Origin of the sequence: Meridianimarinicoccus marinus, from assembly GCF_040689105.1 — a bacterium.
GTDB lineage: Bacteria > Pseudomonadota > Alphaproteobacteria > Rhodobacterales > Rhodobacteraceae > Meridianimarinicoccus > Meridianimarinicoccus marinus.
On the sequence record NZ_JBFBVU010000014.1, the window covers coordinates 61,247 to 82,739 of the forward strand.

At 64.2% G+C, this 21,493-nt stretch carries 21 protein-coding genes and 1 pseudogene; 14 read left to right on the plus strand and 8 right to left on the minus strand.

The features are described 5' to 3' along the window. Positions 1 to 2: 2 nt before the first annotated feature. The 8 genes from AB0T83_RS12220 to AB0T83_RS12255 all read right to left on the minus strand — a co-directional run bounded on the left by AB0T83_RS12220 (position 3) and on the right by AB0T83_RS12255 (position 6,588). On the minus strand, positions 3 to 551 hold the full coding sequence (locus AB0T83_RS12220; RefSeq protein ID WP_366193391.1) for a TRAP transporter small permease subunit: 549 nt from the start codon (positions 549 to 551) through the stop codon (positions 3 to 5). Between the two features lie 64 nt (positions 552 to 615). Continuing rightward, positions 616 to 1,671: a TRAP transporter substrate-binding protein DctP gene (dctP, locus tag AB0T83_RS12225; RefSeq protein WP_366193393.1), complete on the minus strand. Its 1,056-nt coding sequence runs from the start codon at positions 1,669 to 1,671 to the stop codon at positions 616 to 618. Positions 1,672 to 1,723: 52 nt separating this feature from the next. Then, on the minus strand, positions 1,724 to 2,674 hold the full coding sequence (locus tag AB0T83_RS12230) for a 4-hydroxyproline epimerase (RefSeq protein ID WP_366193395.1): 951 nt from the start codon (positions 2,672 to 2,674) through the stop codon (positions 1,724 to 1,726). Beyond that, positions 2,665 to 3,624: a dihydrodipicolinate synthase family protein gene (locus tag AB0T83_RS12235; protein WP_366193397.1), complete on the minus strand. Its 960-nt coding sequence runs from the start codon at positions 3,622 to 3,624 to the stop codon at positions 2,665 to 2,667. Before AB0T83_RS12235 ends, AB0T83_RS12230 begins: the two co-directional genes overlap by 10 nt. Positions 3,625 to 3,686: 62 nt before the next feature. After that, a complete protein-coding gene (locus AB0T83_RS12240; protein ID WP_366193399.1) occupies positions 3,687 to 4,409 on the minus strand; it encodes an amino acid ABC transporter ATP-binding protein in 723 nt (240 codons plus the stop codon). Continuing rightward, a complete protein-coding gene (locus AB0T83_RS12245) occupies positions 4,406 to 5,068 on the minus strand; it encodes an amino acid ABC transporter permease (protein WP_366193401.1) in 663 nt (220 codons plus the stop codon). The genes AB0T83_RS12240 and AB0T83_RS12245 overlap by 4 nt, the downstream gene beginning before the upstream one ends. Before the next feature lie 9 nt (positions 5,069 to 5,077). Continuing rightward, complete coding sequence (locus AB0T83_RS12250; protein ID WP_366193403.1) at positions 5,078 to 5,740, minus strand: amino acid ABC transporter permease; 663 nt, start codon at positions 5,738 to 5,740, stop codon at positions 5,078 to 5,080. A gap of 59 nt (positions 5,741 to 5,799) precedes the next feature. Then, positions 5,800 to 6,588, minus strand: a complete 789-nt coding sequence (locus tag AB0T83_RS12255; protein WP_366193405.1) for a transporter substrate-binding domain-containing protein — start codon at positions 6,586 to 6,588, stop codon at positions 5,800 to 5,802. A gap of 326 nt (positions 6,589 to 6,914) precedes the next feature. Between AB0T83_RS12255 and AB0T83_RS12260 the strand changes: the two genes are divergently transcribed. From AB0T83_RS12260 to AB0T83_RS12325, 14 genes and pseudogenes are all read left to right on the plus strand, one after another. Beyond that, positions 6,915 to 7,937: a Bug family tripartite tricarboxylate transporter substrate binding protein gene (locus AB0T83_RS12260; RefSeq protein ID WP_366193407.1), complete on the plus strand. Its 1,023-nt coding sequence runs from the start codon at positions 6,915 to 6,917 to the stop codon at positions 7,935 to 7,937. A gap of 117 nt (positions 7,938 to 8,054) precedes the next feature. Next, positions 8,055 to 8,507 (plus strand): tripartite tricarboxylate transporter TctB family protein, encoded by a 453-nt coding sequence (locus AB0T83_RS12265; protein WP_366193409.1) that lies wholly within the window; start codon positions 8,055 to 8,057, stop codon positions 8,505 to 8,507. Further along, positions 8,504 to 10,027, plus strand: coding sequence for a tripartite tricarboxylate transporter permease (locus tag AB0T83_RS12270; RefSeq protein ID WP_366193411.1), 1,524 nt, complete (start codon positions 8,504 to 8,506; stop codon positions 10,025 to 10,027). The genes AB0T83_RS12265 and AB0T83_RS12270 overlap by 4 nt, the downstream gene beginning before the upstream one ends. Next, on the plus strand, positions 10,020 to 10,850 hold the full coding sequence (locus AB0T83_RS12275; RefSeq protein WP_366193413.1) for a sugar phosphate isomerase/epimerase family protein: 831 nt from the start codon (positions 10,020 to 10,022) through the stop codon (positions 10,848 to 10,850). Before AB0T83_RS12270 ends, AB0T83_RS12275 begins: the two co-directional genes overlap by 8 nt. Continuing rightward, positions 10,847 to 12,166: an enolase C-terminal domain-like protein gene (locus tag AB0T83_RS12280; protein WP_366193415.1), complete on the plus strand. Its 1,320-nt coding sequence runs from the start codon at positions 10,847 to 10,849 to the stop codon at positions 12,164 to 12,166. The genes AB0T83_RS12275 and AB0T83_RS12280 overlap by 4 nt, the downstream gene beginning before the upstream one ends. A 63-nt stretch (positions 12,167 to 12,229) precedes the next feature. After that, positions 12,230 to 12,892 carry a TetR/AcrR family transcriptional regulator gene (locus tag AB0T83_RS12285; protein ID WP_366193416.1) on the plus strand — a complete coding sequence of 221 codons (663 nt, stop codon included), beginning with the start codon at positions 12,230 to 12,232 and terminating at the stop codon, positions 12,890 to 12,892. A 377-nt stretch (positions 12,893 to 13,269) separates the two neighbouring features. After that, positions 13,270 to 14,421: a Gfo/Idh/MocA family protein gene (locus AB0T83_RS12290; protein ID WP_366193418.1), complete on the plus strand. Its 1,152-nt coding sequence runs from the start codon at positions 13,270 to 13,272 to the stop codon at positions 14,419 to 14,421. 12 nt (positions 14,422 to 14,433) lie between these two features. After that, positions 14,434 to 15,588 carry a dihydrodipicolinate synthase family protein gene (locus AB0T83_RS12295; RefSeq protein WP_366193419.1) on the plus strand — a complete coding sequence of 385 codons (1,155 nt, stop codon included), beginning with the start codon at positions 14,434 to 14,436 and terminating at the stop codon, positions 15,586 to 15,588. Further along, complete coding sequence (locus AB0T83_RS12300; RefSeq protein ID WP_366193420.1) at positions 15,585 to 16,409, plus strand: sugar phosphate isomerase/epimerase family protein; 825 nt, start codon at positions 15,585 to 15,587, stop codon at positions 16,407 to 16,409. The genes AB0T83_RS12295 and AB0T83_RS12300 overlap by 4 nt, the downstream gene beginning before the upstream one ends. A gap of 138 nt (positions 16,410 to 16,547) precedes the next feature. Then, positions 16,548 to 16,679, plus strand: a pseudogene (locus AB0T83_RS12305) (LacI family DNA-binding transcriptional regulator); the annotation flags it as partial. A gap of 63 nt (positions 16,680 to 16,742) precedes the next feature. Continuing rightward, positions 16,743 to 17,576 (plus strand): LacI family DNA-binding transcriptional regulator, encoded by an 834-nt coding sequence (locus tag AB0T83_RS12310; protein ID WP_366193449.1) that lies wholly within the window; start codon positions 16,743 to 16,745, stop codon positions 17,574 to 17,576. 134 nt (positions 17,577 to 17,710) lie between these two features. After that, positions 17,711 to 18,733, plus strand: coding sequence for a hydroxyacid dehydrogenase (locus AB0T83_RS12315; protein ID WP_366193421.1), 1,023 nt, complete (start codon positions 17,711 to 17,713; stop codon positions 18,731 to 18,733). Then, complete coding sequence (locus AB0T83_RS12320) at positions 18,730 to 19,515, plus strand: sugar phosphate isomerase/epimerase family protein (RefSeq protein ID WP_366193422.1); 786 nt, start codon at positions 18,730 to 18,732, stop codon at positions 19,513 to 19,515. The genes AB0T83_RS12315 and AB0T83_RS12320 overlap by 4 nt, the downstream gene beginning before the upstream one ends. 29 nt (positions 19,516 to 19,544) lie before the next feature. Next, positions 19,545 to 21,434, plus strand: a complete 1,890-nt coding sequence (locus tag AB0T83_RS12325; protein WP_366193423.1) for an ABC transporter substrate-binding protein — start codon at positions 19,545 to 19,547, stop codon at positions 21,432 to 21,434. Positions 21,435 to 21,493 lie beyond the last annotated feature (59 nt).

The window sequence follows — 21,493 nt, forward strand, 5'->3', positions numbered from 1 at the left end:
GATCAGGACTCCGGTCCGGCAGTGGCGTCCGGTCCCGCATCGGGAAGCGTCTCGCCGGGGCGTTTTTCGCCGTGTGCATATTTCAGGGCTTCGGCAAGGAATTGCAGGCAGAAGGCCAGCAGCCCGATGGCGATCACCGTGTAGAAGGGCCACATGAGCGGCGCCCAGGGGCTGACGTTCTCGACCTCGCCGGTCCGGAAGGCTTTCCACGCCTTGCCTGCCGCCACCCAGGTCAGCGCCCCGGTGATCGGCACCATCACGAAGGCATAGACCGCCGCGTTCAGGATCTGCTGCGCCCGCAGGGGCAGCTTCTGCGACAGGAAGTCGATGCGCACATGGGCTTCCTTGCGCAGCGAATAGGCCGCGCCCAGAAACACGATGGAGCCGTTCAGCATGTAGGAAATGTCGAAAGCCCAGAGCGTGGGCGCGTTGAATGCATAGCGGGCGATGACCTCGTAGAGCATCGAGGCGATCATGGCGAGAATGGTCAACTGACCGAGGATCCCCAGCCCGTTGGCCAGTCGTTCTACGGCGTCTTGGAATCTTTGCATGGCAGCCTCCGGGAGAGATGCGCAGGCCGGCGGGAGTGGACCGGCCTGCGCGGGGGAAAGGGGCTTACTGGGCGCTGTCGCGCACCAGGTAGACCGAGTTCTCGGCCCAGTTCGACTGGTAGGCCAGGTAGCTGTCCAGAACCTCCTGCGTGCGGGGGTTTCCGGCCTCGGCCTGCTCAGCGGCGCGGGCGCGGGCCCAGTTGCGACCCGCTTCGCGGATCTTCTCGGACTCGGCGCGGTCCATCAGCACCATCTCGACCTTGGTATCGCGGTAGTCGGCCATGGCCTTGATGTCGGCATTCCCGAAGTGGGTATAGCCTTCATAGGTGGTCAGCTTGGCGGCAGCGGTGATCAGGGCCTGCAGGTCGGCGGGGAGCGCGTCCCAGGTCTCCTGCTTGACGAACACCTCCCACAGGAACGACGGCTGGTGCACGCCGGGCAGGATCAGGAATGGCGCGACCTCGTGGAAGCCTTCCGAGAAGTTGGCGCCGGGGGTGGACCATTCCACCGCATCCACACCCTTGCGTTGCAGCAGGGTGTAGATCTCGTTGCCGGGGACCACGGTGGGGATGGCGCCGAAGTCTTCCTGCATGACCGCCGCGAAGGCGCCCGAGGTGCGGTACTTGACGCCCTTCAGGGCCTCGACCGTGTCGATCTTCACGTTGGAATGGGCCATGATTTCCGAGGTGCCGATGCCGACCACAAGGCTGTGCAGCCCCATGTCCTCGCGCCGGAAGTCCTGCAGCAGTTCCTCACCGCCGCCTTCATAGACCCAGTGCAGGGTCGCCTCGGGGGACATGCCGCCTGGGAAGCTGGCGAAGATCGCGTTGGTCGGATCCTGGTTGACCAGGTAGGAGGGCGTCGAATGGCCGGCCTCGACAATACCGTCCTGCACGGATTCATAGGCCTTGAAGGCGGGCACGATGACACCCGCGCCGAAAGGTTCGATCTCGACCCGGCCCTGCGTCAGGGTTTCGACGTTGCCGGCGAAGCGTTCCATGAAGTTCTGGTAGAGGAACGAGCCTTCGCCCACGGCGGCGGTCATCTTCCATTCGACCTCGGCCGCGAAGGCGCTGCCGGTCATGGCAAGGGTGATCCCCGCCGCTGCAAATGTGGACATCCTGTTCATGTTCAGACCTTTTTGAGTTGGAACCATGGTGGGGGAGGTGGTGTCAGCCGTTTCCGGCGGACACCGTCGGTATGCCGTTTCGGAACGGATCTTCCGGATCGAAGACCAGCGTGCTTTCGGCCATGATGAAGGCCTGTCCGGTCAGGGTGGGGATCACGCCGCCGGTCGGGCCGGGCTGATACGACAGCCGGTAGGTCGAGCCGATGACGCTTTGCTGGGTGATCTCCGCGCCCGGAGCGAGGCGGCCATCGGCGGCCAGGCAGGCCAGGCGTGCCGAACTGCCGGTGCCGCAGGGCGAGCGGTCATAGGCATCGTCTGGGCACAGCACGAAGTTGCGGCTGTGGACGTCCGATCCCGGCACCTCGTCCTGAAAGATCACGTGGTCGATGGGTGTCTCCGGCCCGCCGCCGACACCCTGCGCATGGGCCGCCGTGCGAATGGCGACGGCCAGATCGGTCAGCGCGCGAATGTTGTCGGGGCGTACCGGCAGCGGGCTGGGCTCGACGATGAAGAACCAGTTGCCGCCATAGGCCACATCGCCGGTCACGATGCCGACCTCGGGCACCACGACCTGCGCGGCCTTTTTCACACGTCGGCTTTCGATGTTGGTGACCTGCACCGTGTGCGCGTCGATCAGGGTCACGGTGACCACCCCGGCGGGGGTTTCGATGCGATGGGTGCCGGGGGCGATCCGGCCCAGATGGGCCAGCGTCACCGTCAGCCCGATGGTGCCATGGCCGCACATGCCCAGCACCGCATCGGCATCGAAATAGATCACGCCGGTGACGCATTCGGGATCGGTGGGCGGCACCAGCAGGGCGCCGACCATGGCCGGCTGACCGCGCGGTTCGCGCATCACCCCGTTGCAGAAGGCGGTGTGATCGCGGGCCAGCCGCCGCGCCCGTTCGGCCAGCGGCCCGGTGCCAAGATCCGGGCCGCCATCGAGGATCACCCGCGTCGGCTCACCCCCTGTATGGCTGTCGACTACATGCATTCGGCGATGATCCCGCCCTGAGTGGACCAATCGGCGAACCAGGTCCGGAACAGGTGATATTGCTGCTCGCAATAGTTGCGCTGCGCATCGGTCAGCGCGTCGGTCTCGTTGAAATGCAGGCGATAGTCGTCCTCGCCGTTCAGAACCAGCATGTGCTTGTAGTAGAGGATCAGGTCCGGGCCCTCGTCGAAGGTGGACAGCACGTGGATCGCTTCGGACAACTCCAGCGCGCGCTGGCGCGCCTCGGCGTGGCCTTCGGCGGCTTTCTTGGACAGGCGCGCCAGCAACAGCGCCTCTTTCGGCAGGGCGCAGCCGATCCCGGTGATCGAGCCGGTGGCGCCGCAGTTGACGAAGCCGTGGTAGACCTCGGTATCGACGCCGACCATCAGGGTCACCTGATCGTCCTGGCTGGTGATGTGTTCCGCCGCGTAGCGCAGGTCGGCCTTGCCGCCGAATTCCTTGAAGCCGATCAGGTTCTTGTGCTCGGCCCGCAGCGAGAAGAACAGCTCGGCGCGGGTGGCGAACCCGTAGTAGGGGCTGTTGTAGATCACCGCCGGCACGTCCGGAGCCGCATCGAGGATGGCCTTGAAGTGGAACCGCTGTGCCGTGGCCGAGGTGCCGCGCGACAGCACGCGGGGGATCACCATCAGGCCAGCCGCACCGACGCTCTGGGCATGGGCGGCATGGGCGGCGGCGGACTTGGTGTTGACCGCGCCGGTGCCGACCACCACCGGAAGACCGGCGTCGACCAGGCGGGCGACGCCCTCCATGCGCTGTTCGTCGGTCAGCAGCGGCCAGTCGCCCATGGATCCGCAATAGACCACAGCCGACATGCCCGCGTCGATCATCTCGCGGCCTTTCTTCACAAGGGCGTCGAAGTTCGGGGTGCGGTCGTCGTTGCAGGGGGTCATCAGGGCCGGCATCGTGCCGGTGAAAATATTCGAGGACATCTTGGGCTCCGTTCACTTGAAGGTCAGTCCGCCCAGGGGGCGGCGTCAGAGAGGAAAAGGACTCATCGCACGTTGGCGAGGAATTTTCGGGTCTGTTCCGATTGGGCGTCGCCGAAGATCTGCGCGGGCGGCCCGATCTCTTCCATCACGCCCTTGTGGAAGAAGGCCACCCGGTCGGACACGTCGCGGGCAAAGCCCATCTCGTGGGTGACGCAGATCATCGTCATGCCCTCCTCAGCCAGCAGGCGCATGGTGTCCAGCACCTCGCCCACAAGTTCGGGGTCCAGCGCCGAGGTGGCCTCGTCGAACAGCATGTAGGTCGGCTCCATCGCCAGCGCGCGGGCAATCGCCAGACGCTGCTGCTGGCCGCCGGACAGGGCACTGGGATAGACATCCAGCTTGTCGCCCAGACCGACGTGGTTGAGCTGACGGAATGCGATCTCGCGGGCCTGGTCCCGTGGCAGCTTCTTGACGATCTTCAGGGCCAGTTCGACGTTCTGCTGTGCGGTCAGATGCGGAAAGCTGTTCCACTGCTGAAACACCATGCCCAGCTTCTGGCGCAGCTTGTTGATGTCGGTGCCTTTGGCATGCACATCGGTGCCGTCGACGGTGACGCTGCCGCCCTGGATCGGTTCCAGCCCGTTGATGCAGTACAGCAGCGTGGACTTGCCGGAGCCGGAAGCACCGATGACGGACAGCACCTCGCCCTTTTCCACGTCCAGGTTGATCCCCTTGAGAACGTGCAGAGAGCCGAAATACTTGTGAAGGTCGCGGATGGAGATCATTGGGCCCACCTGTTTTCAAGATGCGTGGCGTAACGGGACAGCGGATAGGACAATGCGAAATAGAACGCGCCCGCGACGGTCAGGATCAGGAAGGGTTCCTGGGTCCGGGTAATGAGGATCTGGCTGGCTTTCAGCAGCTCGACATAGCCCAGCACCGAGACCAGCGCGCTGTCCTTCATCACGCCAAGCGCAACCCCGACCCACGAGGGGAAGACGGCGCGCCCGCCGATGGGCAGCACCACGTGGCGCAGGTCCTGCCAGTAGGTCATGCCAAGGCTGCGGGCGGCGCGGCGCATGGGCTGACCCACCGCTTCGATCCCGCCGCGGGCGACATTGGCGACCAGTGCGGCTGTGTAAATCGTCAGGATCACCAGCCCCGAGGCGAAGGGATCCAGGTTCAGCCCCACGATGGGCGCGAAGTTGTAGAACAGCACCAGCTGGATGATCAGCGGCACCGACCGGAAGATGTCGAGCACCGGGGCGATGGTCAGCGTGGCGATCCAGCGGCCCTCGTAGAGGATCCAGCCGAAGATCGCCCCCAGAACCGTGCCGATCGAGATCGACAGCACCGAGATCCAGAGCGTGCGCAGTGCCGCTTCGCCCAGAAACAGAAGGTCGTAGGGAGTGAAGCCGCTGAAGAAGGATTGCGTGGTTTCCATCCTGACCTCTCAGTACCGGAACAGCCGGGTGGCCAGCAGGCGCGAGGCCAGCAGGATCACCTTGACGATGACGTAGTAGATCACGGCGGTGACGGCGAAATATTCGAAGATGCGGAAGGTGCGGCTGGCGAAGAACTGGGTCTCGCCGCTGAGCTCGCGGAAGCCCACCAGCATACCCAGCGAGGACATCAGCACGGCCCAGACCATCTGGTTGGTGATCGGGTGATAGACGATGCGGAAGACCTGCGGGATGATCACCCGCGTATAGGTCTGCCAGGGCGTCATGCCGAGGCTGCGGGCGGCGCGGACCTGGGTGTCGGGTACGGCCTGAAAGCCGCCGCGGAAGTTTTCCGCCAGATAGCCCGCGCAGTTGAAGGTCAGCCCGGTCAGCACGATCAGATAGGGCGACAGGTGCAGGCCGAAGGCGCCCAGCCCGAAGCCGAAGAAGAACAGCTGGAACAGCGCCGGGGTGTTGCGGGCCAGTTCGACCCATGACGTCGCGACCCAGCGCGCCGGACCCGTCATGTGCAGCCGGATCAGTGCCATGCACAGGCCAATGAGGATGCCCAGGATCATCGCCAGAACCGCGACCTGCAGGGTCAGCAAGGCCGCCTCCAGCAGATCCGGCAGGCTCTTCATCACGGGCCGCCAGTGGAAATTGTAGTCGAACATGGGGGATGTGCTCCGGACCCCTGCCGGACTGTGCCGACAGGGAAGGTTTCACGGAAGGCTCAGTACATCACGCCGGGAATGCGCAGCTCGGGTGCCTCGCCCCCGACGTAGTTGCCCCAGAGCTCCTGGTAGCGGCCGCTGCGTACCTGGTGGGTGATGAACAGGTTGAGATAGTTCAGCCAGGTCACATCCTCGCGCTTGCCCACGACCGAGGTGTAATCGGTGGTCCAGGGCATCCGCGGGCCGGGGTCGATGGTGTCATACTGCTGGGTGATCGGCAGTACGGCGGTGTTGGTGGTGATGCCGATGTCAGCCTTGCCCTGTGCGACGGCCAGGAACACTTCGTTCTCGGACTGGTAGCCCTGATAGTTGCCTTCCTCGCCCCATTCGGCGGCGATCTTCAGCCACTCCTGCTCGGGGACGGTGCCGACGGCGGCGGCGACGCGCTTGCCGCGAATGTCCTCGAAGCTTTCGATGCCGCTGTCTTTGTTCACGACGCCCTGCGCGTAATAGATGGCATAGGGAATGGTAAAGCCGACGGTGCGGGCGCGCGCCAGGCTGTCGGAGGTGGCCCCGAACACCACGTCGGCGCGCCCGGTCACGATCACCGGCAGACGCTCGGCCCAGGTCACCGGCAGAATCTCGGCCTCGACCTCAAGCGCTGCGGCAAGATCGTTGCAATAGTCCACGTCGTATCCGGCGGGCTGGTTCCTGGAATCGCGGTAGCCGATCGGCGGAAAGTCCAGAACCACCCCGCAGCGCAGCGTGCCCCGATCGACCACATCATCCAGGGTATCCGCGAAGGTCGGTGCCATCGACACCAGCGAGAGCGCCGCTGCGGCGGCCATTGTTTTTAGCATTTTTGCCTCCATTGTTGGTGGTTGATTCGATACGGGATAATGTATCCAAAATCCATACAAATTTTGGAATCCGCACGGAATCCGCGGTTTTGCCGTAAAACCGAGCGGAGCCTGCACGAATATTGGGCAGATCTGGCGTATACGCCTTCCGCCCCAGCCAAGACTGACCTTCTGGAAGGCGGTCGACCCGGTGGGTGGGTCGGCAGTGCCACGGGCAGGAAAATCCAGATCCGGGGCCGCGCCCGTGCCAAAGGGTTTGACAGGTCCGGAAAGCCTCCATAACCTACCACATGGTAGATAGCGGAGGAGATACCATGAAACACCTTACCAAGATCGCGGTGCTCGCGGCAGCCGGGGCAGCTTTTGCAGCGCCGCTCGCGGCAGACAACCACGGCTGGAAACCGGACCGTCCGATCAACATCATCGTGCCGTGGTCGGCCGGGGGATCGACCGATCAGGTGACCCGTGTGGTCGCGCCCATTCTTGAGGAGGCGCTGGGAACCGAGATCGTGGTGGTCAACCAGCCGGGCGCATCAGGCTCGACCGGGACACAGGCCGCGCTGGATGCGCCGCGTGACGGCTATACCTGGACTGCGAACGCCATTGCCAACAACGCCACCTATTCTGTAACCGGGCTGATCGAGAACACCTCGATCGACGACTACGAGATCTACCTGCATGTGGCCAATGTGCCGCTGGTCAGCGTCAACGCCGATGCGCCCTACAAGGATTTCCCGGAACTTCTTGCAGCCATGGCCAGCGGGTCGGTCACCGTGGGCACGGCCGGGGTGAACTCCTCGGGCGGCATGGCCCTTGCAGCGATCAAGGAAAGCGCCGAGGGCGATCTGTCAGGGGCGCGCATGATTGCCTATGACGGCGGCAACCCTGCCGTTATCGCGGCAGCCAGCGGCGAAGTCGTGGCCACCACCCAGCTTGCGGTGGAACAGACCGAGATGATCCGCGCCGGTCGCCTGCGCCCGCTGGCGGTCCTGTCGGACACCCCGCTTGTGGTGGAAGGCATCGACCCGGTTCCGCCGATCACCGAGTTCATGCCCGACTTCGAAGTCGCCGCCGACTATTTCGGGGTCTTCATCCCGAAGGGCGCTCCGCAAGAGGTCTATGACACCGTCAACCAGGTCTGGCAGGACAAGGTGATGACCAGCGAAGCCCTGCAAAGCTATGCCACCGACCGCGGCGCGGTCTTTGCGCCCAGCTACGGCAAGGAAGCCTATGACCGGGCCATGCCGGTGGTGATCGCCGAGGCCTGCGCCCGCGTCACCCGTGGCGAGGCCGTTGTCGATCCGTCCGAGATCGGCATCACCTGCCCCGCGGAATAACCGCCCCCTCCGGGCGGGGCCGCATGGCCTCGCCCGGACTGCAGGCTTTCGGGCGCAAGCCCCGCAAAACGACAGGTGACTTCGATGCGAATGGCCCAGGCGGACCGCCTTACGGCAGTGCTTCTTCTTGTGCTTGGACTGGCCCTTCTGGTCGGCGGCTATACCATGGATCGGCTGGAAATCCGGCAGATCCACCCGGCGTCCATCCCCGGTCTGGTGCCGATGATCCTGGGCGTCCTGCTGTCGATCTGCGCCATCCTGCTGTACCGGACATCCTATGCCGACGTGGAACGCAATGCGGCGCTGGTGTTTACCGGCGGCTCGTGGGGACGGCTGGCGACCACGGCCGTGATCTGCACCCTCTATGCGCTGGGGCTGGTGGGCTGGCTGCCGTATTTCTGGGCCACCTTCATCTTTACACTGTGCTTCACACTGGCGTTTTCCTTCCCCCTCGGCGGCGACCGCCGGGCACAAGCGATCTCGGTCGCGGCGGGGCTGGTGCTGGCCTTCGGCGTGGCCCTGGGATCCGCGCTGCTGTTTGAAAAGCTGTTCCTGGTGCGCTTGCCATGAGCGGGTTGGGCGATCTGATCACCGGGCTGGGCACCCTGCTGACCCCCGGTATGCTGTTTCACGCGGCCTGGGCGACGCTTCTGGGTATTGTCGTCGGTTCGCTTCCCGGTCTGACGGCGACCATGGGTGTGGCCCTGATGACCACGCTGACCTATTCGCTGGATTCAACCACCGCCATCTTCGTGCTGATCTGCATGTATGTCGGCGCGATCTACGGCGGCTCGCGCAGCGCCATCCTGCTGAACATTCCCGGCACCCCGGCCAGCGCGGCAACCTCGCTGGACGGCTATCCTTTGGCCAAGGCGGGCCGGGCGGGATATGCCATGGGGCTGGCCACCGCCGGTTCGGCCCTTGGCACCGTCGCCGGGGTCATCATGCTGGTGCTGATCGCGCCGCCGCTGGCCGAGGCCGCGCTGAACTTTGGCAGTTTCGAGTTTTTCTGGCTGGCGGTTTTCGGCATCCTGATCTCGGGCCAGCTGACCGCCGACACCACGCCGCTGAAAGGCTATATCGCCGGGATTCTGGGGCTGGCCGTGGCGATGATCGGCTCGGAAGGCATCCATGCGCATGTGCGGTTCAACATGGGGCTGTCCGACCTGAACGCCGGCATCGCCCTGATCCCGGCCATGGTCGGCGCCTTCGGCTTTGCCGAGGTGCTGACCGCCATGTGGAACCGGGCCGGAGAGCTTGCCGTCAAGAAGGATGCCAGCGACCGCACGATCCCGCATATGCGCGAAATCTGGCGCCACAAGTTCACCATCGCGCGGTCAGGCATCATCGGCACCATCGTCGGCATCATCCCCGGTGTGGGCGAGGATATCGGCGCCTGGGCCAGCTATGCGGCCGCGCGCAAAGCCTCAAAGGAAAAGGAAAAATTCGGCCACGGCAGTCACGAGGGGCTGATCGCGGCGGAAACCGGGAACTCGGCCGTCGTGCCCGGATCGCTGATCCCCGCCATCACGCTGGCGGTGCCGGGATCGGCCAGTTCGGCGGTTCTGATCGCGGCGCTGTTCATCCATGGCATCCGGCCCGGACCGCTGATCATGATCGAACAGCCGCAGTTCGTCGGCCTGATCAGCGCCATGGTCCTGATCGCGACGGTCTTCATGGCCTTTTACGGGCTGACCCTGACCAAGGCCTTCGTGCAGGTGCTGCGGGTGCCCTACAGCCGGTTGATGCCGGTGGTCTTCGTTCTGTGCGTGATCGGCACCTTCGCCCTGAGCCAGCGCATGTTCGACATCTGGATCATGGTCGCCTTCGGCCTGATCGGCTTTGTCCTGCGGCAGATGAAATACCCGATGGCGCCGCTGGTGCTGGGGATCATCCTGGGCGATCTGCTGGACAAGAGCCTGCGGCGGGGCCTGACGCTCAGCGACGGCGACCTTGCGCCGTTCTTCACGCGGCCGGTGTCGGCGATCTTCGTGGCGCTGATCGTGGCCTCCATTGCCATGAACATCCCCCTGGTGCGCCGTCTGGCGCTGGCCCCCTTCCGCTGGATCGGAGCGCGGCTGAATGCTTGATTTCACCCTGTGCAACGAATTGCTGGCAGGCGAAGGCAAGTCGCTGGGCGAACAGGCGCATATCGCGGCACAGCTGGGTTTTTGCGGGCTTGAACTGGATCCGGCGACGCTGGGCGAGACCCCGCATGCCCTTTCCGATGCGCGGATCGCGCGGATCCGGGGCGAGATCGAGGCCGAGGGCGTGCGTGTCACCGGGTTGCACTGGCTGCTCAGCAGCTACGCCGGTGCCTCGATCACCGATCCCGCCGGGCAGGACCGCGCCCGTGACATCCTGTTGGGGATGGTCGATCTGTGCGCGGGGCTCGGCGGCACGGTGCTGGTCCACGGTTCGCCAAAGCAGCGGCTGCGGCCCGAGGGCCTGGACGATGCCGCGCTGATCTCGCATCTGGCCGAATTCTTCGCCCCCATTGCCGCCGCGGCCGAGCGCCGGGGCGTGACCTATTGCATCGAGCCGCTGTCGCGGGCCGAGGACCGGACGATCAACACCGTGGGGCAGGGGGTGGACCTTGTCTGCGCCATCGGCAGCGCCGCCTTTCGGACCATGATCGACATCAGCGCCGCCGGCCAGACCGAAGCCCCGGTGGCCGACCTGATCCGGCACTGGGTGCCCAGCGGCATGATCGGCCACATTCACGCCAATGACACCAATCGCGGCGCGCCGGGCATGGGCGACGACCCGTTCCCCCAGATCGTCGCCGCCCTGGTCGAGACCGGCTGGGACCGGCCCATCGGGGTCGAACCCTTCCGCACCCTGATCGACGCCAGTGTGACCGCCGCGACCGGCATCGCCACCCTGAAAGCCTGTGAAAGGGCCGCTGCATGACCCAACTCGCAATTCTCTCGGCCTTGTGGTCCGAACGTCCGGTGACGATGCGCCTGCCGTTCCAGTTCGGCAGCACCGAGGTGCGCGAAACCGCCGAAGCCCTTTGTCGGGTCGAGATCGAGGTGAACGGCGCCCGCGCAACCGGCCGGTCGGCGCAACTGATGGTGCCGCGCTGGTTCAACAAGCGCGCGGACCTGAGCAATGCCGACACCATCGACGAATTGCGCAAGGTCGTGGCGGCGGCGGTGGCGGCGGCTCCGGGGCAGGGCGGCACCGCCCTGATGGTCACCCGCAGCCTGCGGGCCAAGGTTGCCCGCGCCCTGCCGGATGCGCCACCGCTGGCCCAGGGCTTTGGCCCGTCGCTGGTCGAGATGGCGGTGATCGACGCGCTGTGCCGGGCGCTTGACCTGCCGTTCTGGCAGGCGGCGCGCGACGATGCCTTCGGTCTGGCCCAGGGCTGCCCTGCGGATCTGACCGCCGAACAGCTCCGCCAATCACTGTCCAACATCACCGCGCCAACGGCCCTTGTCCTGCGCCACACCATCGGCTTCGACGCCCCCTTGCGGCAGTCGGAAAAAGCGGCGGATGCGCCCGAGGATGGCCTGCCCGTCTCGCTGGACGAGGTGATCGCCCAGACCGGCATCGCGGCCTTCAAGATCAAGCTGAAAGGCGATCCCGAGGCCGACCAGCGCCGGTTGCGCGACATCGCGGCCCTTCTGGATCAGGGCGGCGACTATGTCGTGACGCTGGACGCCAACGAGCAATACACGCCAGACAATTTCAGTCGCCTGTCGGACAACATGGCCCGCGATGCAGCCCTGGACCGGTTCCTGGGCACCGTGCGGTTCGTCGAGCAACCCTTCGCCCGCGAGATTGCCCTGAGTGAACCGGTCACAGCAAAGCTGCCCCTGATCATCGATGAAAGCGACGATCGCGAGGATGCCTTTGCCCGCGCGTTGAAACTGGGCTGGTCCGGCACCTCGATCAAAAGCTGCAAGGGCGTGCTGCGCGCCCTGTTGAACAAGGCCCGCGCCGAGGCGGCAGGGGCGGTTCTGTCGGGCGAGGATCTGACCTGTCAGCCGGGGATCTGCTGGTTGCAGGACGCGGCGATGATGGCGGCCTGCGGCGTTAGGGATGTGGAACGCAACGGCCACCATTTCGCCGGCGGCCTGCAGGGTGCCCCGGACGAAGAACGCGCCACGCTGCTGCACCGCCACGACGACATTCTGACCGACGGCTCCGGCGGCATCGCCCTGCGCATCACGGGCGGCAAAGTTGCGATCGGGTCACTGGGACAGGCCGGTTTCGGCTGGTAGGGTGCGGTTCGCCGCGCGTGAGGATAGAGAGGGGCTTGTCCCGACTGAATACGACGAGGGTGAATGGCCAAGCGAGTTTCCCCCATCCGCAAGGATCGCAAGCGCAACCCGGAACTGACCCGGGCCGCCATCCTGCATGCCGCGCTGGAGGAATTCAGCGAGGTCGGCCATTCCGGTGCGCGCGTCGATCGGATCGCCGAACGCGCCGGTGTCAGCAAGCCGATGATCTACGACTATTTCGGCGACAAGAACGCGCTTTATGCCGCTGCTCTGCGCGAGGCCTATGTCCAGATCCGTCAGGGCGAAATGACGCTGGAACTGGACACGCTCGATCCCGAGGAAGCCATCCGCGCGCTGGTACATTTCACCATGAACCACTTCTGGAACAACCCGTGGTTCATCCGGATGCTGAACACCGAAAACCTGATGGGCGGCGAGACCATCCGCGGGCTGGACGATCTGGCCGAGATCCAATCGGTGCTGTTGCGCCGGGTCGAAGAGATCCTGAAACGCGGGCAGGAGGGCGGCATGTTCAACCGCGCCATTCCCCCGGTCGATCTGTATATTTTCATCGCCTCGGTCTGCTGGTTTCCGATCTCGAACATGCACACGCTGAAGGTGGTGTTCCGCGCGCCCATCGGTGAGGCTTGGCTGAAACGCCATGCAGACCAGGCCGCCGACATGATCCTGGGCTATCTGAAAACCGCCGTGCCCCCCGTCGGCTGACACGGATCGCGCAAGTTTTTACACGCACTTCGACTCCGGCGCTTTTTCACGCAGGGGCTTGGTTCCGCGCATGTTTTCCAACGATCCGCGACGGCGTTACGTCCCCTAGAACCTCTCGAAACGTCACAGCCGAAGTCATTCTGACTTGACTTGGAATCGTTAACCTACTAGTTGGTAGTTTAAGGGCTACCGAGTGGTAGATTAGAGGAGGTTGCATGACGGACATCGCTTTTTCGGGCAGGGGCTTTCCCACCCTGACCTCTGATCCTGCCGCAGCCCACAGGCCGCTTGCGCGCCGATAGGACCGCATCACAATCCGCGCCGGGCTTGCGAGCCGGTGCCGAGACACGAATTCCAAAGCGAAGGATGGAAACAAAATGACCACACAACGTATCGGCATCATCATGCATGGCGTCACCGGCCGGATGGGGATGAACCAGCACCTGATCCGCTCGGTTCTGGCGATCCGCGATCAGGGCGGCGTGCGCCTGAAGAACGGGGACCTTCTGGTTCCGGATGTGATCATTGTCGGACGCAACGAGAAGAAGATCGCCGAGCTTGCGAAAAAGCACGGGGTCGAGCGCTATACCACCGACATCGACGCGGCGCTGGCCAATCCCGACGACACCATCTTCTTCGATGCCGCCAGCACCCAGATGCGTCCGGGACTGCTGCGCAAGGCCATCGACGCCGGCAAGCATGTCTATTCGGAAAAGCCGGTCTCGGAAGGTCTGGACGAGGCCATTGCCATCGCCAAACACGCCAAGGCCAAGGGCGTCAAGAACGGCATCGTGCATGACAAGCTGGACCTGCCCGGCCTCGCCAAGCTCAAGCGCCTGCGCGACAGCGGTTTCTTCGGCAAGATCCTCAGCGTGCGCGGCGAGTTCGGCTACTGGGTCTTCGAAGGCGACTGGATGGAAGCACAGCGCCCGTCGTGGAACTATCGCAAGCAGGACGGCGGCGGCATGGTATCCGACATGCTGTGCCACTGGCGCTATGTGCTCGACAATGTTGTCGCTCCGGTCAAGGCCGTGTCCTGCAACGCCGTCACCCATATCCCCGAACGCTGGGATGAAAACGGCGAACCCTATGACGCCACCGCCGATGACGCAGCCTATGCGACGTTCGAGCTGGAAGGCGACATCATTGCTCAGCTCAACAGCTCGTGGTGCACCCGAGTCCGCCGCGACGATCTGGTGACCTTCCACATCGACGGCACCCTTGGCAGCGCGGTTGCCGGTCTGCACACCTGCTATTCCCAGGCGCGGGTCAATACGCCCAAGCCGGTCTGGAACCCGGACCAGAAGCAGACCATGAACTTCTTCGAGGACTGGGTCGAAGTGCCCGACAACAAGGTGTTCGACAACGGCTTCAAGGTGCAATGGGAGCAGTTCCTGCTGCATGTGGTTGAAGACGCGCCGTGGTCCTACACGCTGGTAGAGGGTGCCAAGGGCGTGCAACTGGCCGAACTGGGCTACAAGAGCTCGGCAGAACGCCGCTGGCTGGACGTGCCGGCGCTGGACATCTGAGGGGGCTGACACATGGCAAACCTGATCCTTCCCACGACAGGCGGCGGCACCGAAACGGTGACCCTCGCCGCTGGACCGGTGCCCGCACCGGGCGGCAACTGGACCCGCACCGCCTATGCTGCTGCCCATGTGGTGGCCGATCCGCTGGCCGATCTGGACCCGGGCGAGGGCGTCTCGGTCGACTGGGACCGCACCCTGGCCTTCCGCCATCACCTGTGGTCGCTGGGCCTTGGCGTGGCCGAGGCGATGGACACCGCACAGCGCGGCATGGGTCTTGACTGGCCCACCTCGCTGGACCTGATCCGCCGCAGCATGGAGGTCGCGCCCGACGGCGCGCTGATCGCCAGCGGTGCAGGCACCGATCATCTGGTCCCCGGCCCGGATGTGACCATCGACGATGTGATCGCGGCCTATGAAATGCAGTGCGAAGCGGTCGAAGCCACCGGCAGCCGCGTCATCCTGATGGCCAGCCGCGCGCTGGTGAAAGCCGCGAAATCGCCCGACGATTATGCCCGCGTCTATGGCCGTGTCCTGTCGGGGCTGAAGCAGCCGGCGATCCTGCACTGGCTGGGCGAAATGTTCGACCCGGCCCTGGCCGGATACTGGGGCGACGCCGATCACATGGCGGCAATGGACACCTGCCTGTCGGTGATCGCCGACAACGCCGACAAGGTGGATGGCATCAAGATCTCGCTGCTGTCGGCGGAAAAGGAAATCGCCATGCGCCGCCGCCTGCCCGACGACGTGGTCATGTATACTGGCGACGACTTCAACTATCCCGATCTGATCGAGGGCGACGACCAGGGCTTTTCCCACGCGCTGCTGGGCATCTTCGATCCCATCGCCGGGGCGGCCTGCCGGGCGCTGACCTCGCTGGCCGAGGGCGACCGCGCCGCCTATCGCGTGGCCTTCGATCCGACCGTGCCGCTCAGCCGCCATATCTTCAAGGCGCCGACGCGGTTCTACAAGACCGGGGTGGTGTTCCTGGCCTATCTGATGGGCCATCAGGATCACTTCACCATGGTCGCCGGGCAGGAAAGCGCCCGATCGACCCTGCATCTGGCCGAGGCGATCCGACTGGCCAATGCCGCGCAACTGTTCACAGATCCCGAAGAGGTCGCACGACGCGCCAAACCGGTGTTTCAGGCGCGCGGGGTGTCGGTATGAGAACGCTCACCGCGCAGGATCTGTCGCTGAACACCGCCACCGTATCCAAGCAATGGGATCTGGCCGAATGCATCGACGGCTGTGCCCGGCATGGCATCGGCGGCATCTCTCCGTGGCGCGACAGGCTGCAGGAATGCGGTGTCGATCGCGCCGCCAAGCTGATCCGCGACGCCGGGCTGGGCGTCTCGGGCCTGTGCCGGGGCGGCTGGTACACCGCCGAGGGCGCGTTGACCCAGGCCGTCATCGACGACAACAAGCGTGCCGTGGACGAGGCCGCCGCCATCGGCGCCGACTGCCTTGTCATGGTGGTGGGTGGCCTGCCCGAAGGCTCGAAAGACATCGTCGGGGCGCGCGAGATCGTCACCGAAGGTCTGGGCAAGACGCTGGACTACGCCCGCAGCGCCGGGGTGAAGGTCGGGATCGAGCCGCTGCATCCGATGTATGCCGCCGACCGGGCTTGCGTGAACACCACCAAGCAGGCGCTGGACCTCTGCGACCAGTTGGGCGACGGCATCGGCGTGGCGCTGGATGTCTATCACATCTGGTGGGATCCAGACGTGGCAGACCAGATCGCCCGCGCCGGCAAGGACCGCCTGCTCGCCTTCCACGTCTGCGACTGGATGAACCCGACGCAGGACATGCTGACCGATCGCGGCATGATGGGCGAGGGCGTGATCGACATTCCCGCCTTCCGCCAGATGGTCGAGGCGCAGGGGTTCGACGGGCTGGTCGAGGTCGAGATCTTCTCGGCCAACAATTGGTGGACCAAACCGGCGGATGAAGTTCTGGCAAGGATGATCGCGGCGCTGCCAGTGATCTAGACCTATCTGCAAGGCAACAATCGCCGCCAGAATTGCACAAGATCGTGCAAAAAACTTGCATTGCCCTCCCTCCTGATCGAAAAAGGGGGGAGGGCAAATGCGTTTGCCCGCTTTGTCACCATCGGCGGGAGAGACGACTTGAGACAACACAAGGTCAGGCAGGAAGACATCGCGCGCGTCGTGGGAGTCTCGGTATCTACCGTGTCGCGGGTGTTGTCAGGGGCACCGGGGATCAGCCCGACCACCACGAAAAAGGTTCTTCAGGCCGCGGCGGACCTTGGCACCCCGCTACCGAACTTGCAAAATGCGCAACCCCTTGCACAAAACCACAACATGAAGCGCGCGCTGTTGTTTCTCAACCAGGTGGGCATCAACAGCGGGTCGGGATCGATCTATCACTTCGTGATGACCGGCATCCAGAAGGCCGCGCAACGGATCGGACTGCCGGTCGAACTGGCGCTGCAAAGCGAAGACGGTGAAATCCCCGAACAGTTCCTCGACCGGTCGGACACGGGCATTCTGTTCGCCGGGGTGGATCCTTCCGAAAGCCTGGCTAGAAAGTTGAAAAACAAGGGGCTTCCGACGGTTCTGGTCAACGGACTGGATCCGGGCATGATCCACGATCAGGTTGCCCCCAACAATTTCTACGGCGGTCGATTGGCTGCGCAGCACCTTGTGGACATGGGCCATCGGCGCATTCTTCACTTCGGCACAAAGCGTCGTGGAACCCTGCGCGCCCGCACCGAGGGGTTCCGCTACGGGATCGTGGAAGCCAGCGGAAAGGGCGTTCAATACGACTATGTGGAACTGCCCAACGTCACCGAAAGTCAGGCCAGCATCGCGCTGAAAGACCTGCTGAAGGACGGGCAGTTTCCCTATACTGCGGTATTCTGCTCGGCCGACAATGTTGCCCTGACCGCGCTACAGGAATTGCGCCTGCGCGGGATCAGCGTGCCGCGTCAGGTCTCGCTTCTGGGGTTCAACGGGTTGCCGGTGGCGGAACTGTCGTCACCGCTGCTCAGCACCCTGACCGTGGACTGGGAATTTCTTGGCACCGAAGCGATTCGTCTGTTGGCCTTGCGGAGCCTGGAACCTGACCGCCCGGTGCAACAATCGCTCACGCAGGTTGTCCTGAAACAACGCGAAACCGTTCTGGATGTGAATTAAACAAGCAATTTCAGAGACCTACATGGGGCAGTACGATTTATGCAAGTTTTTTTGCGTTGTGTCGAAAAACTTGCAGCATAGCGCAAATTGTGCAAAGTTACTTGCAGCCGCACTGACGCTGCAAGGAGACCCGAATGCGCCTTTCCTCACTGATCCAACTGGCAAGGCCGCAGTTCGACATCCATTTCCCGGCCAGCTGCCGCACTCGAAATACGGACCGTCTCACGTCCCTGACCAATCTTCTGCATCCTGAACCGGTGGCCGACTTGCGCAGCGACGGTGTTGCCGCGCTTCTGCCCCAGGTCGAAATCCTGGTGACCGGCTGGAAATCGCAGACCATCGACGCCGACCTGCGCCGACGGATGCCGCGCCTGAAGATGATCGCGCATCTGGCCGGGACGGTGAAAGGGGTGCTGACGCAGGAGGTGGCCGGCTCTGGACTGGTGGTGCTCAGCGCCGCCGACGCCAATGCCCGTCCGGTCGCCGAATTCACCCTTGCGCACATCCTTCTGCACCTCAAGCGCGTGCCCGAATGGCGCAGGGTCTACCATGCGGAGCGGTCACGCATCGCCACGCGGGACATTCAGCTTGCCGGGCCGGTGGGCAATTCCGGGCGCATAGTCGGCATCATCGGGGCATCGCGCATCGGTCGCCGGGTGGCGGCGGATCTGCGTCGCCATCGCGTGTCGGTCCTGCTGCATGATCCGTTTGTCAGCGCTGAAGCCGCCGCGGCCATGGGGGCCGAGAAGGTCTCGATGACGGATCTTCTGATGCGCAGCGACGTGGTCAGCCTGCACCAGCCGCTTCTGCCCACGACCGAGGGCAGCTTCGGCGCCCGCGAATTCGCGCTGATGCGGGACGGCGCGCTGCTGATCAACACGGCGCGCGGCAAGATCATCGACACCGCAGCCCTTGTGACCGCCATGGCCGACGGCCGCCTGTTCGCGGTGCTGGATGTGACCGACCCCGAACCGCTGAACGACGACTCGCCGCTGTGGGATATGCAGAATGTCACCATCACGCCGCATATTGCGGGCTCCTTCGGCTGCGAGGTCTGCGACATGACCGAACAGGTGCTGGACGATATCGAGCGTTTTTCCAACGGTCAGCCGATGCAGAACGAGGTCGTGATCTCGGACTGGGAGCGTGTGGCATGATCCGTCCCGGCCTCTGTTCCGTGACGTTTCGCGATCTCGACGTTCCGGCCCTGATCGACCTTGCGGCCGAAACGGGCGTTCAAGTCATCGAATGGGGGGGCGACACGCATGTTCCGCCCGGCGACCTGGACCTTGCCGCGCAGGTGCGCGCGCTGTGTGCTGCCAAGGGCATTCTGCCGGCCTCCTATGGGTCATATGTCCGGACGGGCACCCCCGACGCCCGCGCCGCCTTTGCCGACGTGCTGGCGACAGCCCGCGTCCTTGGCGCCGGCAATATCCGGGTCTGGGCCGGTGAGGCGAAGCGTGCCGAAGCCGGGGCGCAGGTCTTCGATACCGCCGCCGCCGATCTTGCGCATTTTGCCCGCAGCGCGGCCCAGGACAACATCACCGTCAGCGTCGAATACCACCGCCGCACCCTGACCGAAGAGGCCGAGGACGCCCTGGCCCTGTTGGATGCCGCCGCCGAGGACAACCTCTACAGCTACTGGCAGCCGGTTCCGGGGCGCGGTCTGGCGCGCTGGCTGGAAGAACTGGAAATGCTGGCGCCGCATCTGGGCGATCTGCACGTATTCCACTGGATCATGACCGACGACGGGCAAAGGCGGCGACCGCTGGCCGAAGGCCTGGCGGACTGGCGCGTCCTGTTCGATGCCTGGTCCCCCGCGCCACGCTGGCCGCATCCGCGCACGGCCTTTCTTGAATTCGTCCGCGACAACGAGATCGGCCAGTACCACCACGACATGCACGACCTGAGAACTCTGTGCGGTCCGTCCACGGACTGACCGCGAACCAATCAAGGGAGGAAACCATAATGTTCAAACGCAACCCAATGGCCGTTTCGCTGGCGGCCTTGCTGGCCCTGGCCGGACCTGCGCTGGCGCAGGACTACACCCAGGCGCCCGATCTTCAGGCCGCTGTCGATGCCGGCGATCTGGCCCCGCTGGACGAGCGTCTGCCGGCCAACCCCTATGTCGTCACCCCGCTGGACTCGGTGGGCACCTACGGCGGTGTCTGGCGGTCGGCCCTAAAAGGCACCTATGACACCGGCTGGATCCGCCGCACCGTGGGCTATCAGCCGCTGGTGGCCTATGACTACGAATGGACCAAGGTCGTCCCGAACGTGGCCGAAAGCTTCGAAGTCAACGAGGACGCGACCGAATTCACCTTCCACCTGCGCGAAGGCCACAAGTGGTCGGACGGAGAACCCTTCACTGCCGAAGATCTTCTGTTTGCCCTGAATGTGATGAAAAGCCCGGCCTATGGCGGCCGCAAGGCGAACGGCTTCGAATGGGACAAGATCACCGGCGAAGTCATCGATCCGCTGACCTTCAAGATCACCCTCTCGGCGCCCAACGGCCTGCTTCTGGAGCGCCTGGCCTCGGTCGAAGGACAGTTCATCGTCAACGCCGCCAAGCACTATTGCGGCAAGTATTTCCCCGATGTGACCGCCGATGCGAATGACATCGCCAAGGCCGCGGGTTTCGAGAGCTGGTCGCAGGCGGTGGAGCAAAGCTGCTTTTTCAACTTCGTCGACGAAGACCGCCCGCTGCTCTTCGCCTGGCGCCAGGTCACACCATATGACGGCCTGAACCAGCTGATCGAATGGGAACGCAACCCCTATTTCTTCAAGGTCGACACCGACGGCCAGCAACTGCCCTATATCGACAAGGTGCAGATGGTGCAGACCGAGAACGTCGAGGACATCGTTCTGAAGGTCGTCAACGGCGAGATCGACTTCTCGAACCGGCATTTCGCGACCGTCACCAACAAGCCGGTGATCTACGATGGTCAGGAACAGGGCGGCTATACGCTCAAGCCCACCACCGACGCGCGGATGAACCACGCGATCTTCCAGCTCAACCTGACCCATGAAGATCCCGAGAAGCGCAAGCTCTACAACGAAAAGGACTTCCGCGCGGCGCTGTCGATGGCGATGGATCGCGAAGAGATCATCGACGTGGTCTTTGCCGGACAGGGCGAACCCTATCAGGCCGCGCCGCGACCCACGTCGCAATTCTACAACGAGACCCTGGCCAAGCAGTTTACCGAATATGATCCGGACACCGCCAACGATCTGCTCGACGGGCTTGGCCTGACCGAGCGCAACGACGATGGCATCCGTCTGGGCTTTGACGGCGAACCGATCCGCATCCAGCTGTTCTCGCCCTCGGACCAAACCGAGTTCAACGACATCGCGCAGCTTGTTGTCGAGCAGTGGAAAGAAATCGGCATCGATCTGGATGCGCGCAACGCCGAACGCAGCCTTGTCTACGAGCGGATCCAGACCAACAGCCACGACATGCATATCTGGTGGGGTGACGGCGGCATGAGTGACGCGCTGCTCGACCCGCGGTTCTACTTCCCGTTCAACCTGGAGTCCGCCTACGCCGAGAAATGGGCGCAGTACTTCATGAAGAACGGCAGCAACCTTGCCGAAGCGCCGCCGGCCGAGGTTCAGAAACAGATGGACCTTTACATCCAGCTGATCGCTTCGCCGGACAAGGAAGAGCAGAAGAAGATCTTTGGCGAAATCCTCGATATCGCGGCAGACCAGTTCTACGTGATGGGCACGGTCCTTCCGGCTGATGGATACATCGTGGCCAACAACAAGCTGGGCAACGTGCCGGAGCGTCAGGTCTACACCTGGGTCTACCCGCAGCCTGGCCCGATGGAAACGTCGCAGCTCTACTACAAGAAGTAAGTCTCTGCCGGGCGCGGCAACTGGCGGCGCCCGGACCACCCACATGCAATACTCGGGGG

Excerpts from the sequence above, each read along its gene's own strand:
- AB0T83_RS12220 (WP_366193391.1), bottom strand. The coding sequence starts at position 551 with ATGCAAAGATTCCAAGACGCCGTAGAACGACTGGCCAACGGGCTGGGG.
- dctP (WP_366193393.1), bottom strand. The coding sequence starts at position 1,671 with ATGTCCACATTTGCAGCGGCGGGGATCACCCTTGCCATGACCGGCAGC.
- AB0T83_RS12230 (WP_366193395.1), bottom strand. The coding sequence starts at position 2,674 with ATGCATGTAGTCGACAGCCATACAGGGGGTGAGCCGACGCGGGTGATC.
- AB0T83_RS12235 (WP_366193397.1), bottom strand. The coding sequence starts at position 3,624 with ATGTCCTCGAATATTTTCACCGGCACGATGCCGGCCCTGATGACCCCC.
- AB0T83_RS12240 (WP_366193399.1), bottom strand. The coding sequence starts at position 4,409 with ATGATCTCCATCCGCGACCTTCACAAGTATTTCGGCTCTCTGCACGTT.
- AB0T83_RS12245 (WP_366193401.1), bottom strand. The coding sequence starts at position 5,068 with ATGGAAACCACGCAATCCTTCTTCAGCGGCTTCACTCCCTACGACCTT.
- AB0T83_RS12250 (WP_366193403.1), bottom strand. The coding sequence starts at position 5,740 with ATGTTCGACTACAATTTCCACTGGCGGCCCGTGATGAAGAGCCTGCCG.
- AB0T83_RS12255 (WP_366193405.1), bottom strand. The coding sequence starts at position 6,588 with ATGGCCGCCGCAGCGGCGCTCTCGCTGGTGTCGATGGCACCGACCTTC.
- AB0T83_RS12260 (WP_366193407.1), top strand. The coding sequence starts at position 6,915 with ATGAAACACCTTACCAAGATCGCGGTGCTCGCGGCAGCCGGGGCAGCT.
- AB0T83_RS12270 (WP_366193411.1), top strand. The coding sequence starts at position 8,504 with ATGAGCGGGTTGGGCGATCTGATCACCGGGCTGGGCACCCTGCTGACC.
- AB0T83_RS12275 (WP_366193413.1), top strand. The coding sequence starts at position 10,020 with ATGCTTGATTTCACCCTGTGCAACGAATTGCTGGCAGGCGAAGGCAAG.
- AB0T83_RS12280 (WP_366193415.1), top strand. The coding sequence starts at position 10,847 with ATGACCCAACTCGCAATTCTCTCGGCCTTGTGGTCCGAACGTCCGGTG.
- AB0T83_RS12285 (WP_366193416.1), top strand. The coding sequence starts at position 12,230 with ATGGCCAAGCGAGTTTCCCCCATCCGCAAGGATCGCAAGCGCAACCCG.
- AB0T83_RS12290 (WP_366193418.1), top strand. The coding sequence starts at position 13,270 with ATGACCACACAACGTATCGGCATCATCATGCATGGCGTCACCGGCCGG.
- AB0T83_RS12295 (WP_366193419.1), top strand. The coding sequence starts at position 14,434 with ATGGCAAACCTGATCCTTCCCACGACAGGCGGCGGCACCGAAACGGTG.
- AB0T83_RS12300 (WP_366193420.1), top strand. The coding sequence starts at position 15,585 with ATGAGAACGCTCACCGCGCAGGATCTGTCGCTGAACACCGCCACCGTA.
- AB0T83_RS12310 (WP_366193449.1), top strand. The coding sequence starts at position 16,743 with ATGAAGCGCGCGCTGTTGTTTCTCAACCAGGTGGGCATCAACAGCGGG.
- AB0T83_RS12315 (WP_366193421.1), top strand. The coding sequence starts at position 17,711 with ATGCGCCTTTCCTCACTGATCCAACTGGCAAGGCCGCAGTTCGACATC.
- AB0T83_RS12320 (WP_366193422.1), top strand. The coding sequence starts at position 18,730 with ATGATCCGTCCCGGCCTCTGTTCCGTGACGTTTCGCGATCTCGACGTT.
- AB0T83_RS12325 (WP_366193423.1), top strand. The coding sequence starts at position 19,545 with ATGTTCAAACGCAACCCAATGGCCGTTTCGCTGGCGGCCTTGCTGGCC.